This window comes from Streptomyces prasinopilosus, from assembly GCF_001419695.1.
Classification (GTDB): domain Bacteria; phylum Actinomycetota; class Actinomycetes; order Streptomycetales; family Streptomycetaceae; genus Streptomyces; species Streptomyces prasinopilosus.
The window spans coordinates 1-14,183 of sequence record NZ_LIRG01000340.1; the positions used below are offsets into that span (position 1 = coordinate 1).

At 75.0% G+C, this 14,183-nt stretch carries 15 protein-coding genes; 10 read left to right on the plus strand and 5 right to left on the minus strand.

The annotated features are described in order from the left end of the window. Window positions 1–510, plus strand: a 510-nt coding sequence (locus AOK18_RS15255) for a TetR/AcrR family transcriptional regulator (RefSeq protein ID WP_055694711.1), incomplete at its 5' end; no start/stop codon positions are given. A gap of 475 nt (window positions 511–985) precedes the next feature. Beyond that, window positions 986–1,972: a peptidoglycan DD-metalloendopeptidase family protein gene (locus tag AOK18_RS15260; RefSeq protein WP_055694721.1), complete on the plus strand. Its 987-nt coding sequence runs from the start codon at window positions 986–988 to the stop codon at window positions 1,970–1,972. 185 nt (window positions 1,973–2,157) lie between these two features. Here AOK18_RS15260 and AOK18_RS15265 read toward each other — a convergent pair whose 3' ends face one another. Further along, on the minus strand, window positions 2,158–3,063 hold the full coding sequence (locus tag AOK18_RS15265; RefSeq protein ID WP_055694722.1) for a LysR family transcriptional regulator: 906 nt from the start codon (window positions 3,061–3,063) through the stop codon (window positions 2,158–2,160). A gap of 137 nt (window positions 3,064–3,200) precedes the next feature. On the opposite strand from AOK18_RS15265, the gene AOK18_RS15270 reads away from it, so the two are divergent. After that, entirely contained in the window at window positions 3,201–3,449 is a 249-nt protein-coding gene (locus AOK18_RS15270; RefSeq protein WP_055694712.1) for a hypothetical protein, read from the plus strand. Window positions 3,450–3,573: 124 nt separating this feature from the next. Further along, entirely contained in the window at window positions 3,574–4,764 is a 1,191-nt protein-coding gene (locus AOK18_RS15275; RefSeq protein WP_055694713.1) for a CaiB/BaiF CoA transferase family protein, read from the plus strand. A 113-nt stretch (window positions 4,765–4,877) separates the two neighbouring features. Here AOK18_RS15275 and AOK18_RS15280 read toward each other — a convergent pair whose 3' ends face one another. The 3 genes from AOK18_RS15280 to AOK18_RS15290 all read right to left on the minus strand — a co-directional run bounded on the left by AOK18_RS15280 (window position 4,878) and on the right by AOK18_RS15290 (window position 7,073). Next, a complete protein-coding gene (locus tag AOK18_RS15280; protein WP_055570883.1) occupies window positions 4,878–5,306 on the minus strand; it encodes a VOC family protein in 429 nt (142 codons plus the stop codon). Window positions 5,307–5,617: 311 nt separating this feature from the next. Next, a complete protein-coding gene (locus tag AOK18_RS15285) occupies window positions 5,618–6,472 on the minus strand; it encodes a DUF4111 domain-containing protein (protein WP_055694714.1) in 855 nt (284 codons plus the stop codon). Window positions 6,473–6,533: 61 nt separating this feature from the next. Further along, entirely contained in the window at window positions 6,534–7,073 is a 540-nt protein-coding gene (locus AOK18_RS15290; RefSeq protein WP_055694715.1) for a cysteine hydrolase family protein, read from the minus strand. A 201-nt stretch (window positions 7,074–7,274) separates the two neighbouring features. On the opposite strand from AOK18_RS15290, the gene AOK18_RS15295 reads away from it, so the two are divergent. Both AOK18_RS15295 and AOK18_RS15300 read left to right on the plus strand, forming a co-directional pair. Next, on the plus strand, window positions 7,275–7,703 hold the full coding sequence (locus AOK18_RS15295) for a pyridoxamine 5'-phosphate oxidase family protein (RefSeq protein ID WP_055694716.1): 429 nt from the start codon (window positions 7,275–7,277) through the stop codon (window positions 7,701–7,703). Window positions 7,704–7,845: 142 nt separating this feature from the next. Then, window positions 7,846–8,292 carry a type II toxin-antitoxin system PemK/MazF family toxin gene (locus tag AOK18_RS15300; RefSeq protein WP_055573843.1) on the plus strand — a complete coding sequence of 149 codons (447 nt, stop codon included), beginning with the start codon at window positions 7,846–7,848 and terminating at the stop codon, window positions 8,290–8,292. Between the two features lie 3 nt (window positions 8,293–8,295). Here AOK18_RS15300 and AOK18_RS15305 read toward each other — a convergent pair whose 3' ends face one another. Beyond that, window positions 8,296–9,270 carry a TIGR02452 family protein gene (locus tag AOK18_RS15305; protein WP_055694717.1) on the minus strand — a complete coding sequence of 325 codons (975 nt, stop codon included), beginning with the start codon at window positions 9,268–9,270 and terminating at the stop codon, window positions 8,296–8,298. 331 nt (window positions 9,271–9,601) lie between these two features. On the opposite strand from AOK18_RS15305, the gene egtA reads away from it, so the two are divergent. Genes egtA through egtD form a run of 4 tightly spaced genes read left to right on the plus strand, consistent with a single transcriptional unit; the run spans window position 9,602 to window position 14,047 of the window. Continuing rightward, entirely contained in the window at window positions 9,602–10,960 is a 1,359-nt protein-coding gene (gene egtA / locus AOK18_RS15310; RefSeq protein WP_055694718.1) for an ergothioneine biosynthesis glutamate--cysteine ligase EgtA, read from the plus strand. Continuing rightward, entirely contained in the window at window positions 10,957–12,273 is a 1,317-nt protein-coding gene (gene egtB / locus AOK18_RS15315; protein ID WP_055694719.1) for an ergothioneine biosynthesis protein EgtB, read from the plus strand. Before egtA ends, egtB begins: the two co-directional genes overlap by 4 nt. Next, a complete protein-coding gene (gene egtC / locus AOK18_RS15320) occupies window positions 12,273–13,088 on the plus strand; it encodes an ergothioneine biosynthesis protein EgtC (RefSeq protein WP_055694720.1) in 816 nt (271 codons plus the stop codon). The genes egtB and egtC overlap by 1 nt, the downstream gene beginning before the upstream one ends. Then, window positions 13,085–14,047, plus strand: coding sequence for an L-histidine N(alpha)-methyltransferase (egtD, locus tag AOK18_RS15325; protein WP_055571394.1), 963 nt, complete (start codon window positions 13,085–13,087; stop codon window positions 14,045–14,047). Before egtC ends, egtD begins: the two co-directional genes overlap by 4 nt. Window positions 14,048–14,183 lie beyond the last annotated feature (136 nt).

Here is a 14,183-nt window from a genome sequence, read left to right on the forward strand (position 1 = left end):
GTCGGCCAGGGCACGCTCTACCGGAACTTCCCCACCCGGGAGGACCTCGTCCTGGAGATCTACCGGCACGAGATGCGCCAGGTGGCCGACAGCGCGGCGCGACTGCTGGAGACCCGGGAGCCCGACCGCGCCCTGCGCGCGTGGATGGACCGGCTGGCCCTGTTCGCGATGACCAAGGCGGGACTGGCCGACGCGATCAGGCAGGCGACCGGAGCACCGGGCGGCCCGGCGAAGCCGGGGCCGCACCCCGTGGTCGAGGCGGCCGAACTCCTGCTGCGCGCCTGCGAGGAGGCCGGGACCATCCGGCCCGGGGTGACCGCGGACGACCTGGTGCTCGCGATCGGCGGCCTGTGGCAGCTCGACCCCGCCGGGGACTGGCGGCCCAGGGCCACCCGGCTGCTGGACATCGTCATGGACGGACTGCGCGCCGGGGCACCCGGGCCGCGGGACCCCGGTGGCGAGGAGCCCGGCGGTGCGGCGGGCGCGGACCCCGCCCGTCCACGGCCGTGAAGACACCCGCCCCCGAGCGGCCCTCGCGCGCGTTCTCCCGGACACCGGGTCCGCCCTTTCGGGCAATCCTCCCTGCCTCGCCGGCCGGTGACGTCTCGTCAGGGCACCCGTAGCATCCGAACGTGAGTCTGAACTTCCCTCCGTCATCGCGGCCGGTCGCCGCACCCTCGCACAGCGGACACGACACGTGACCGGGGACGGAAGGGGCGTCGGGGCCGTTCACCCGGCGACCGCGGACGGGCCGGCGGGGGGCGGAACGGCCCCGGGCCCGCCCGGGGGACGTCCGGAGCCGGTCACACCCACGGCCCCGGCCGAACCGGCCGTCAGCGCACCGCCCCGGGGCGACGTCACCGGCGGACCGCCGGACCACCGGTCTGCGGACCGCGAGCCGCCGTCGGCGACGCCGGCTCCCTCCGGAACCCGTCCGCGACGCCGCCGCGGCCCCGGCCCCCTGGCCCTGGTCGTGGTGTCCACCATGGTGGTGATCGTCGGGGTCTCGGGGTTCCTCGCCCTGACCGGTGTGCTCTCCCCCGATCTGTCCCAGGGGCCGGACCCGGCACCGAAGTCCGTCAGCAACGTCGACGCCTCCTACGTCCCCTGGCTGCGCAAAGCCGCCGATGCCTGTGAGGTCGTCACCCCCTCCCTCCTCGCCGCCCAGATCGACCAGCTGTCCGGGTGGGACAACGACACCGCCAGCCTTTCCCAGCAGGGAATCGCACGCTTCACCGACGCCCAGTGGCGGACCTGGGGCCGGGACGACGACGCCAACGGCCGTTCCTCGCCCCTCGATCCGGCGGACGCCGTCATGGCCCTCGGCCGGTACGACTGCGCCCTCGCCGAGGAGGTGACCGGCCTCAGGACGAAGGGGACCGTCAGCGGCAACCTCGTGGACCTCACCCTCGCCGCGTACACGGCGGGGACGGACGAGGTGGCGCGGGCGGGCCGCGTGCCGGCCGCCGCGCGCCCGTTCCTCGAGAAGGTCAGGGAGCGGCTGCCGCGGTACGAGGCCCTCGTGCGGCAGAACCCCGACGCGGCCGAGGACCGGAAGGCCTCGGCCATCCTGGTCCCGCCCGCGGGCGCGCTCCCCGTCACCTCGCCGTTCGGCTCGCGCGAGCACCCGCTCACCGGTGTCACCAAGCTCCACACGGGGGTGGACTTCGGCGCGCCCCAGGGAGCGCCGGTGTTCGCGACGCGGGACGGCCGGGTGACGTTCGCGGCCATGACCGCGGCGTACGGCAACCGTGTGGTGATCGACCACGGCACGATCGACGGCAAGCGGCTGGAGACGACCTACAGCCACCTGTCGGCCCTCCAGGTCACCGCGGGCCGGACCGTGACCGCCGGCACCCCGGTGGGACTCGTGGGCTCCACCGGCCTGTCGACCGGCCCCCACCTGCACTTCGAGGTCCTCCTCGACGGGCAGTACATGGACCCGATGCCCTGGCTCAGCACCGCCCCCTGACCGTCGCGGGGAGCACCCACCGCCCGACGCGGCCCCACCCGCCGGGACCCGTCGCCGGAGCGGGCCGACCGGGCGGGCGCGGTTCCCTCGCGCGGCGGGGCCGGCGGCGCGGGGCCGAGGAGCCCGGTGGCACGGCCGACGGGGCCCTCATGCGGTGGACGGGGGCCCTCATGCGGGGACCGTCCTCAACCGACGGCCGTCGGCGCCAGTTCCCGCAGTTCCCGCAGCGCGGCCTCGACCGCCGGGCGGGCACGGCCGCCCCCTCGGGTACAGGTCAGCAGGGTGCGGTGCGGGCCGCCGGTGCAGCGTACGCGGGTGATCGGCAGGTGCGGGGGGAGCTGGGCCAGGCGCGGGATCAGGGCGACGCCGAGCCCGTGCGCCACGAGATGGGCGGTGACGTTCCAGTCGCGGGCGTGGTGGACGACGTCCGGGGTGAACCCGGCGGCGCCGCAGGCCGACATCACATGGGTCCGGCAGGGGCTCTCCGGCACCGGCGCGATCCACGGTTCGCGCGCCGCTTCCTCGAGGCCGACTTGCCCGCGTCCGGCCAACGGGTGCCCTTCGGGGACCACGAGGTCGAACGGATCCTCCAGCAGGGGCCGCTGGTCGAACCGCACGTCGCTCAGCGGCGGGTTGAGCGGGGTCGCCTCGACGACCGCCAGATCGACGGCCCCCTCGAAGAGCAGGTCGAAGCTCTCGGACACCTCCGCCTCCAGGATCCGTACCCTCAGCCGGGGATGACGGGCGCTCAGCCGTGCCGCCACGGGGGCCAGCAGGACCGAGACCGCCACCGGGAACCCGGTGACCCACAGCAGTCCGGCGGGGGCTCCGTGGTCGGCCCGCAGATCCAGTTCGGCCTGTTCCCAGCGGGTCTCGATGGCGTCGGCGTGCGCGAGCAGGCTCTCGGCGGCCGGGGAGAGCCGTACGCCGCGCCCCTGCCGTTCCAGCAGGTCGACGCCCAGGTCGCGGGCGAGCTGGCGGATCTGCTGGGAGGCGGCGGACGGGGTGAAGTGCAGGGCGCGGGCGGCCGCGGTGACCGTGCCGTAGTGGGCGACCGCCCTGAGGACGTGCAGTCGGCGCAGGTCGATCATGTAGTTCACGCTTCACGGTCGAGTACGGAAAGTCAACCTGGACGTGTACGGAAGGTGCCGCGCACCCTGGTGTGCGGCAGTGGCCGACCGGGCCACGTCGTACCGGGAGCCCCACACCGAGAAACCGAGGAGCCACCATGACCGGCGCGCACGCGACCACCGGAACGACCGGCGCCGTCTGCCCGTACTGCGGATGGCCGGACGACGCCGAGCCGTTCCGGCTGCTGTCGCGGCACGGCACCGCCGCGGGCAGCACGCTGTGGACCCGTTGCGGATGCGGCTCGCTCCAGGGCCGTGCCGTCGACGGCCGCGGCACGCGCGTCGTCACCCGCGGCAGGCCGCCCGCCGGGATCCCGCGCGCCCGGGCGCGCGGGACACGCGGCTGAGCGGGCCGGGCCGACCGGAGGCGGCCGTTGACAGGCCGCTCGCACCGGCTGTACTGATCGGGCGGACGGGGCGGTGGACGGCCGGGGCCGGTCCGGGAGGACGAACGGAAAGCGAGCGGAAGACGTGGACGTGCGCAGACACCCCCTGTCCGGGGTCACGGTGGTCAGTCTGGAACAGGCCGTGGCCGCCCCGTACGCCACCCGGCAGCTCGCCGACCTCGGGGCCCGGGTGATCAAGGTGGAGCGGCCGGGCGAGGGCGATTTAGCCCGCCGCTACGACACGACCGTCCACGGCCACTCCAGCTACTTCGTGTGGCTCAACCGCTCCAAGGAGTCCCTCACCCTGAACCTCAAGGATCCGCGGGGCCGCGAGATCCTGCACCGGCTCCTCGCCGGGGCCGATGTGTTCGTGCAGAACCTGGCACCGGGCGCGGCCGACCGGCTGGGTCTGGGCACCGCCGAACTCGCCCGGCGCCACCCCCGCCTGATCCCGTGCACCGTTTCCGGCTACGGCACGAGCGGTCCCTGGGCCGACCGCAAGGCGTACGACCTGCTGGTGCAGTGCCAGACGGGCCTGGTGTCGCTGACCGGAACACCGGAGGGGACCGCCCGCACCGGTATCTCGGTGGCCGACATCGCCGCCGGGATGTACGCGTACAGCGGGGTCCTCACCGCTCTCTACACCCGGGCGACCGCCGGCACCGTCCACCCCGTGGAGGTGTCGTTGTTCGAGGCCCTGGCCGAGTGGATGGGCCAGCCCGCCTACTACACCCGCTACGGCGGCAGCCAGCCCCCGCGCCTGGGCACGCGGCACGCCACCATCGCCCCGTACGGGACGTACCGGGCCGCGGACGGCCGCGAGGTGCTGTTCTCCATCCAGAACGAGCGCGAGTGGGCGGCCCTGTGCAGCGGGTTCCTGGACCGCCCCGAGCTGACCGGCGATCCGCGCTTCGCGACCGGTTCCGCGCGCGTGGCGCACCGCGAGGAACTCGACGCCGTGATCACCGAGCGCTTCGCCCGCTCCGACGCCGAGGAACTCCTCGGGGAACTGGAGGCGCTCGGCATCGCCTGTGCCGGGGTCAACGACGTCGCCGCCTTCCTCGACCACCCGGTCCTCACCGCCCGCGACCGCCGGCGCGAGGTGGCGGTCCCCGGTGCGACGGTGGAGGCCCTGCTCCCCCCGGCCGACCTCGCGGGTCTCGCGCCGCGCATGGACCCGGTGCCCGCCGTCGGCGAGCACACCGGGTCCATCCTCGAGGACCTCGGCCACTCCCCCGCCGACATCGCGGCCCTGCGCGCGGACGCCGTCGTCTGAACGGGCGTCCGAACGGGCCTCGGGGCGAGCGCCGGGGCCGGTCCGGGCCGGCCGGGGGCGTGGGCAAGCTCCCGGCCCGCCCGGACCGGTCCCCCGGCGCTCGCCCGGACGGGTCAGACCGCTCCGGGGACTTCCTCGGTGACGCCGTTGAGCGGGGAGTCGGGGTCGCTCCCGTAGGGGCGGGTGATGACTTCCAGACCGTGTCCGGCCGGATCGGTGAAGTACACGCCGTGGCCGCCGTCGTGGCGGTTGACGCGGCGCGGGTGGCGGCCGTGCGGATCGGCCTGGATGGGGATCCCGTCCTCCACGAGCCGTCCGAGGACGGGGGCGAACTCCTCCTCGGAGACGAGGAACGCGTAGTGCTGCAACGGGATGTCGGTGTCGACGGTCGCGAAGTCCAGGGTGACGCCGTTGGCCGTCGTCACCGGAAGGAAGATCCCGGACGGTGCGCCGACCTCGAGCCCCAGGATCCGGGCGAGGAAACGGGCGGACTTCTCCCGGTCGCGGGAGAGAACGATGGTGTGGTTGAACTCGACTGACACGGGTCGATGCCTCCATGGGCATGCGCGGCGCCTCCATGCCTCATCCGGTCGATGACCGGCACGCGATGCCGCACGGCGAAGGGTAGACGGCTGTTCCTCTTGCCGTCGAGGGGTTTTCGCCGGCCGCGGGCGGGCGACCGGCGGGTGCCCGGGCGCGCTCGTCCCGACGGGTTGGCTACCCCTTTGAGGGCCCCGATCCGTCGCCCGGATCGCAGGGGCGGATTCCGCTCGCGGGGAGTCGGTACGGGCGGTCAGGACCTGCGCCTCGGCCGGGCGTGCCGGCCGTCCCGCGGGGACCCGGGGCCGCGCCCTTATCCGGCCTCCCCGGCCGTCCAGGTCTCCCCGGTCGCCTCCGCCTCCGCGGTCTCGTCGACGCGGTCGGCCACCCGGTTCAGGAAGGCGCGCACGCCGGCGGGTGGGAGGGGGAGCGCGGATCCGCGCGGGCGTTCGAAGCTGTGCACCGCTGCTTCGACGAGGTCCCGGAAGTCGGTTTCGGTGGCGGCGACCGTCTCCCCCGCCCGCCGCTTGGGGAGCCACCGGCCCGTGCGGCAGAACACCAGGGAGCGGCAGCCGTTGAGGACCCGGTTGTCCGCCGGATGGCCCTCGCCGTCGGCGTGCTCGCGGACGGAGGCGCGCAACGCGACGAGCAGTGCGGCGCGGCACGGTTCGGCGATCACCGTCCGCGCCGGCCCGCCGAACAGCGGACGCCCCGCGTGGAAGGCGATGGAGCGGTCGATGACGTACCAGAAGGGCGCGGACTCCCCCGGGTCGAGACTCGCCTTCTCCGGCAGCGCCGCGCCGGTGTTGAGGTCCAGCAGGTAACCGGCCTCGTCCGACGGGCGGGCCGCGAAGCCGGCGTCGTAGACGACCAGTTCCAGACCGGCCGCCGGACACGGCAGTGCGGGGTGGGCGAGCGCGCCGGCCAGCTCGTGCAGCGCCCGGCCGGGCAGCGCCGGGTCCACCACGACCGTGACGTCGACGTCGCTGCGCCCGTGCCGGTAGTCCCCCAGCGCGACGGACCCGACCGCGAGGGCACTCACCAGGTGGGGGCCGCAGACGGCGCGGGTGCGGTGGAGCAGCTCGCGCAGGTAGGGGCGCAGCTCCGCGGGCAGGGGCCGCGGGGAGGAGGGGGAGGAAGCGGCCGAAGAGTCCGGGATGCGCGCCATGCGGCCAGTGTCGCGCGGGGCCGGGCGTCCCGGTCCCGTGCCGGGGGGACGGCCCGCGCCGTCACTCCGCCCACAGGTCGTCGCTGTCGCACACGCGTGCGTTCATGTTGCGTTCCATCATCCGCAGGGCGGCGTCCGCCAGGTCGGTGTGGATGTGGGCGACGGCGTCGCGGGGGACCACCACGTCGAGGTGGCGGATGTGGGCGTCGAGCGCGGAGTACAGCACGCACTGTTCCGTCACCTGGCCGCACAGGACGAGCCGGTCGACGTCCTGCTGGTGGAGGAGGTAGTGCAGCGGCGTCTCGAAGAAGATCGAGTGACGGGCCTTGACCACGAAGAGCGAGGAGTCGGTCGGCCGCAGTGGTTCCACGAGGTGCGCCTGCGGTCCGGCGAGCGCCTTGTCGAGCAGCTCTCCGTGGTGCGAGCGCCACTCCCCGAAGTTGTCATTGACGTAGATCACCGGGGCGTCCCGCTGCCGCGCCCGGTGCAGCAGGCTCGAGATGACCGGTACGACCGACTCCGCGGACGGCATCAGCAGCTCGGCGTCCGGGTGGTCGTAGGTGTTGATCATGTCGATGACGATCAGTGCGGTCTTGCCCATGGCACCGGCTTTCCTTCTGGCCATTCGAACGTGAACGGAGTGCGACGGCAGGGCCCGGCCGTCCCTGCCGGACCCCACCGGCCCCCGGAGTACCCCCTCGTACCGTTCTCACGCACGGGCGGCCGTTTCCGGGGAGGGCCGGTGGCCCATCAGGGCCGTCCGGCCCTAGCCCGGCCGGGACCGGCCGCCGACCATGGACTGATGTTCCAGAGCGATGGTTTCCGTGCACTCGAACGCCGGGAGTGCCTGCGCCTGCTGGCAGGGGTGCCGGTCGGCCGCGTCGTGTACACCCGCCAGGCACTGCCCGCCGTCCTGCCCGTCAACTTCTCCCTGGACACGGACTCCTCCGTGCTGCTGTGCACCTCGCGGGACTCCGACCTGGTGCGTGCGATCGACGGGGTCGTGGTGGCCTTCGAGGCCGACGAGTTCCACGCCGGGCACCGGGGGGGATGGAGCGTGGTGGTCACCGGCCGGGCCGCGGTGGTGACCGATCCCGTCGAGCACGAGCGGCTGCTGCGGACCGGCCCCGATTCCTGGATGCCGATGCGGGACGGGGTGTTCGTGCGGATCGAGGCCGGGATGGTCTCGGGCAGGGAGCTCACGGGTGCGAGCGTGCACGGCGCCGTGTGACCCCCTCCCCGGTGTGCCGTACGTGCCCGGTGTGCCGCTCGCGCCCCGGGCTCCGTACGCCGCGGCCACCGGGATCCGCGGGACGCCCTTGCCGGCCGGGGCGGTTGATCACGGTCCCGGTGGGGTCCCGTACGGTACGGCTGTGACCGAGCACCGCACTGACGACGCCCCCGGCCGCTTCGGCCCCACCGCCACCACGGAGGCCGAGCCCGGCGGGGTGGGGCGGGTACGCACGGAGTACTCGCCCGAACACGACGGTGACCCCGACCCCGGGGAAATAGTCTGGACCTGGGTCCCCTACGAGGAGGACGACGGCCGGGGCAAGGACCGTCCGGTCCTCGTGGTCGCGCGGGAACCGGCCGGGACCTTCCTCGCGGTGCGGCTGTCGAGCAGGCGGCGCACCGGGGACCGGGACTGGGTGCCGATCGGGAGCGGGCCGTGGGACCGCTCGGGCCGCGATTCGTGGATCGCCCTCGACCGGGTGCTGCGGCTGCACGAGGACGGCATGCGCCGCGAGGCGTGCGCCCTGGACCGGATGCGGTTCAACCTGGTGCGTCACCGGCTGCGCGAGCGGTACGGCTGGGACTGATCCTCATCCGGTCCGCCCCCGGGTGCCCCGGGAGGCCTGCGCCAGGTCCGCGAAGGCCCGCTCGAACGCCGCGCGGACCCCGCTCCCGCGTGTCCGGTCCAGGATCCCGAACACCACGTGCTCGAACGCCCCGGCGAACCGTCCGCCCGGCTCCAGCAGCGCCCGGAACGCGGCCGCCACCTGCGCGGGGTCGTTCCGGAAGACCCCGCAGCCCCAGGCGCCCAGCACCAGCCGCCGGTAACCGTGGGCGACGGCGGTCTCCAGCACCCGCTCCGCCCTGGCCTCCAGGGCGCGGGGCAGCTCGGCCGCGCGCTCCGGCGCGGTCCGCACGATCACGCCGGCGTTCGGCGCGGCCGAGGTGAGGAAGCCGACGGGGAACGGCTCGTCGAGGAGCCGGCCGCGCTCGTCGCGGAAGACGGGCACGGCGGGCGAGTGGATCACCCGGTCGGTGTAGAACGGGTCGCGGTGCGTCCGGTGGTGGTCGTAGAACTCGGCCGCCCGCAGCAGGCAGACGTACAGGGCGGAGGCCCGGCACAGCGCCTCCTCCTGGGCCTGGGCGCCGTTGAGGTAGCCGCCGCCGGGGTTGCGGGCGGAGGCGAAGTTCAGCACCGCGGGGACGCCGTGCGTGCCGTCCCCCTCTCCCGTGAGCCGGCGCGCGGCCTCCAGGCTGCTCTCCCCGGTGACCTCGATCCGGGCCCCCACCGGCCGGAAGGACGAGGGCGGGGCCCCGTCGGCGCCCGGAGCCGGGTCCGGTCCCGGGGAGCGCTGCGAAGCCGGGGCGGGGGCGAGGACCGGCACCGGCACATGCGCCGGGACCCGTACCCGCAGCGGTGCCGGCCCGTACATCCGCGTGCCGTCCCGGGCGGCCCCGACCGCCGCCGCCAGGCGCACCTCGCGGCCGTCGGCCGGGGCGCGGTAGCCCCCCGCCGCCACGATCCGCTCGGTCTCCCGCGCGATGCCGCGCAGGCGCGCGCTCACGCCGCGACCCCCGTACGCGTCGTGACCGCGCGCCCCGCGATCGCCCCCGTGGCGCCCGCCGGCATGGGGTCCGGCCCCTCCCCCGTCGTGCTCATACGAGCATCGTGAGCGATCCTGGGGAGGCGACGCAACGGAGTTTCCCCGTGGGAGGCCCTGGAGGCGGGCGGGAGAAGGCCCGGGAAACGGACGGCGAAGAGGGGCGGCCGGCCCCGGACGTCCGCCGGGCGCCCTTGTGCCGGGCCCCGTGAGGGTTTTGGCTGGACGAGTCGATGCCTGCCCGGCAAAGGGACCCGGGACAGGCGACATGGAGGCATCTCAGGAGGATTCCCGCATGTCCGATCCGGCAAGCGACTGCCCCGAGCCCCGTTCCGTGATCACCGAAGCCGACGCGGAGGCCCTCGTACGGGGCATCTGCTTCAAGACCGGTCCCCCGCGCCGCCTCGGTGTGGAGGTGGAGTGGCTGGTCCACGAGCTGCGGGCCCCGTGGCTCCCCGTGACACCCGAACGGCTCCAAGCGGCCTACGCGGCGCTGCGGACCGTGCCCCTGGATTCGGCGCTCACCGTCGAGCCCGGCGGCCAGCTGGAGCTCAGCTCACGGCCCGCCGCCTCCCTCATGGAGTGCGTCGACGCCGTCCGCGCCGACCTCGACGCCGTCCGCGCAGTCCTGCGCGAGGACGGTCTCGGCCTCGTCGGCCTCGGCCACGAACCCCGGCACGCACCCAGCCGGTTCCTGCGCGAACCGCGCTACGACGCCATGGAGGCCTGCCTCGACCGCACCGGCCCCGCCGGCCGCGCCATGATGTGCGCCTCGGCCTCCGTGCAGGTGTGCCTGGACGCCGGGTACGAGGAACCCGGCACCCTCGGCCATGTGCGGCGCTGGTGGCTGGCGCACCAGCTGGGGGCGGTGCTGCTGGCCGCCTTCGCCAACTCCCCGCTGGCCGGGCACCGGCCCACCGGCTGGCTGTCCACCCGGCAGCTGCGCTGGACCCAGATCGGCGCCGACCGCGCGGGCGGCCCCGTCCTGGACTCCGAGCCGCGCGGCGCCTGGACCCGGCACGTCCTGGACGCGCCGGTGATGTGCGTGCGGCGGGACAGCGGACCGTGGGACGTGCCGGACGGGCTGACCTTCCGCGAGTGGACCAGGTCCGGTGTGCCGAGGGCGCCCACCCGGGAGGACCTCGACTACCACCTCACGACGCTGTTCCCGCCCGTCAGGCCGCGCGGCCACCTGGAGCTGCGGATGATCGACGCGCAGCCCGGTGACCACGGATGGATCGTGCCGCTGGCCGTGACGACGGCGCTGTTCGACGATCCGGAGGCCTCCGAGACGGCCTACCGGGCGGTGAAGCCCCTGGCCGAACGGACCCACGGCGCGCCCGCCCCGCACAACCCGCTGTGGCGGGACGCGGCCCGCGACGGCCTGGCCGACCCGGAGCTGCGCGAGGTGGCCGCCCTCTGCTTCGCGGCGGCGCTGCGGGCCCTGCCCGGACTCGGCGCCACGACCGGGGTCGTGGACGCGGTGGCGGCGTACCGGGACCGCTACGTCGCCCGGGGCCGCTGCCCGGCCGACGACCTGCTCGACGCCCTGCGCGCCGGAGCCGACGGCACCCCCGGCCCGCACCCCCGCACCGCTCCCCGCACTCCCGCCCCGCACGGAACGCACCCGCAAGGGAAGGACACCTCCTCATGACCGACCCCGCCCTCGACGCCGAAGCCCTGCGCGAGCGCGCGGTCGCCTCGCTGATCACCGCGCGCGACCGGACCACCCTGCTGACCAGCTGTGTCGACGGGCCCGACCTCACCGCGCAGCACTCACCGCTGATGTCGCCGCTGGTGTGGGACCTCGCTCACATAGGCAACCAGGAGGAGCAGTGGCTGCTGCGGGCCGTCGGCGGACAGGAGGCGATGCGGCCCGAGATCGACGGCCTCTACGACGCCTTCGAGCACCCGCGCGCCGAGCGGCCGAAGCTGCCGCTGCTGCCCCCCGAGGAGGCCCGCCGCTACGTCTCGGACGTGCGCGGCCGGGCGCTGGACGTGCTCGAGAGCACCGCCTTCCACGGTGAGCGGCTGACCGAGGCGGGGTTCGCCTTCGGGATGGTCGCGCAGCACGAACAGCAGCACGACGAGACGATGCTGATCACCCACCAGCTGCGCAGCGGTCCGCGGGTCCTGACGGCCCCGGACCCGCGGCCGGTGCCGTTGTTCACCGGACCGTCCGAAGTGCTCGTCCCGGGCGGTCCGTTCACCATGGGCACCTCGGACGAGCCGTGGGCGCTGGACAACGAACGTCCGGCGCACCGGCGCGAGGTGGCCCCGTTCCACATCGACACGACCCCGGTGACGAACGCGGCGTACCAGGCGTTCATCGAGGACGGCGGCTACGACGAGCCGCGCTGGTGGACCGCGGAGGGCTGGGCCCACATCCGCCGGAACTCGGTCACCGCCCCGCTGTTCTGGCGCCGGGACGGCGGGCAGTGGCTGCGGCGCCGCTTCGGCGCGACCGAGGCCGTGCCGCCCGACGAGCCGGTGCTGCACGTGTGCTGGTACGAGGCGGACGCGTACGCCCGCTGGGCCGGGCGCCGGCTGCCCACCGAGGCCGAGTGGGAGAAGGCCGCCCGGCACGACCCGGCCGGCGACCGCTCGGCGCGCTACCCCTGGGGCGACGCCGACCCCGGCCCGGAGCACGCCAACCTCGGCCAGCGCCACCTGCGGCCCGCACCGGCGGGCAGTTATCCGGCCGGTGAGTCGCCGCTCGGGGTGCGTCAGCTGATCGGCGACGTGTGGGAGTGGACGTCCAGCGACTTCCTGCCCTACCCGGGGTTCAGGGCGTTCCCGTACAAGGAGTACTCGGAGGTGTTCTTCGGGTCCGGGTACAAGGTGCTGCGCGGCGGTTCGTTCGCGGTGGACGCGGTGGCCTGCCGGGGCACGTTCCGCAACTGGGACCACCCGGTCCGGCGGCAGATCTTCTCCGGGTTCCGCACGGCCCGCTCGGAGAGCTTCTGATGTGTCGTCACCTCGCCTACGTGGGGCCGGAGGAGCCGCTCGGCCGGCTCCTCGTGGACCCGCCGCACGGGCTGTACCGCCAGTCGTGGGCGCCCCGGCGCCAGCGGTACGGGACCGTCAACGCCGACGGGTTCGGGGTGGGCTGGTACGCCCCCGGGGACCCGGTGCCGGCCCGGTACCGCCGGGCGGGGCCGGTCTGGGGGGACCCCTCGTTCGCCGACCTCGCCCGGGTCGTGCGCGCCCCGGCGCTGCTCGCGGCCGTACGGGACGCGACCCGGCCGGGGGCGGACGCCGAGGCCGCGGCGGCGCCGTTCGCCGCGGGGGCCTGGCTGTTCAGCCACAACGGGGCCGTGCGGGGCTGGCCGGGCGCGCTCGCGCCGCTCGTGCGGACCCTGCCGCCCGAGGACGTGCTGTCGCTCGAGGCCCGCAGCGACTCCGCGTTCGTGTGGGCCCTGGTGCTCGCCAGGCTGCGGGCCGGGGACCAGGAGGGGCAGGCGCTGGCCGACACCGTGCTGGAGGTCGCCGCGGCGGCCCCCGCCTCCCGGCTCAACCTGCTGCTCACCCAGGGCGACATGATCACCGCGACCGCGTGGGGCGACACGCTGTGGTACCTCGCCCGGCCGGGCGGCGGCACCGTCGTGGCCTCCGAGCCGTACGACGACGATCCGCACTGGCGCGAGGTCCCCGACCGCACGCTGCTGGCCGCGAGCCGCACGGACGTGCTGCTCACCCCGCTCAAGGAGCCGGACGACGCCCGGACGGGCGCCGTACCGGCACCGCACACACCGGCACCACCGAAGGAGTCCCGCACGTGAGTCCGTTCCGTCTCACCCGCACCCTGCCCGAGGACGCCACCGGGGCCGCCCTGCGCGCCGACGTCCTCCAGGGCCTGACCGGCAGCCCCAGGACGCTGCCGCCGAAGTGGTTCTACGACGCGCGGGGCAGTGAGCTGTTCGAGGAGATCACCGCGTTGCCGGAGTACTACCCGACGCGTGCCGAGCGCGAGATCCTGCTCGCCCGCTCCGGTGAGATCGCCGAGGTGTCCGGGGCCCGCACCCTCATCGAACTGGGCTCCGGCTCCTCGGAGAAGACCCGGCACCTGCTCGACGCCCTGACCGGGCTGCACACGTACGTCCCCGTCGACGTCAGCGAGAGCGCCCTGACCCTGGCGGGCCGGGCACTCGCCGCCGAGCGGCCGGGGCTGGACGTGCACGCCCTGGTCGACGACTTCACCGGCAGCATGACGCTGCCCGGCACCCCGGGGCCGCGCCTGGTGGCGTTCCTCGGCGGCACGATCGGCAATCTGCTGCCCGAGGAGCGCACCGCGTTCCTGGCGTCCGTACGCGCCGCGCTCGCCCCCGGTGACGCGCTGCTCCTCGGCACGGACCTGGTCAAGGACGAGGAGGTACTGGTCCGGGCGTACGACGACGCGGCCGGGGTGACGGCCGCGTTCAACAGGAACGTCCTGGCCGTCATCAACCGGGAACTGGGCGCCGACTTCGATCCGGCCGCCTTCGACCACGTGGCCGTGTGGGACGCCGGACACGAGTGGATCGAGATGCGGCTGCGTTCGCGCGAGCGGCAGACGGTGAAGATCCCGGCGCTCGGTCTCGCCGTCGACTTCGCCGCGGGCGAGGACCTGCGCACCGAGGTCTCGGCGAAGTTCCGCGAGGAGCGCGTACGCAGGGAACTGGACGCCGCCGGCATGGAGCCGGTCCGGTGGTGGACGGACGGGGAGGGGCGTTTCGCGCTGTCGCTGAGCGTGGCGCGCTGAGCACGGCGCGCTGACGGGGCGGGCGGCGGTGAGGGCCCGGGGCCACCGGGCCCTCACCGCACCGGAGCCCTCCCGGGCGCGGTCCGCCGCCCGACGGGCGGGGCCGAGGCCCGACGGGCGGCGGACCGCGCCCGGG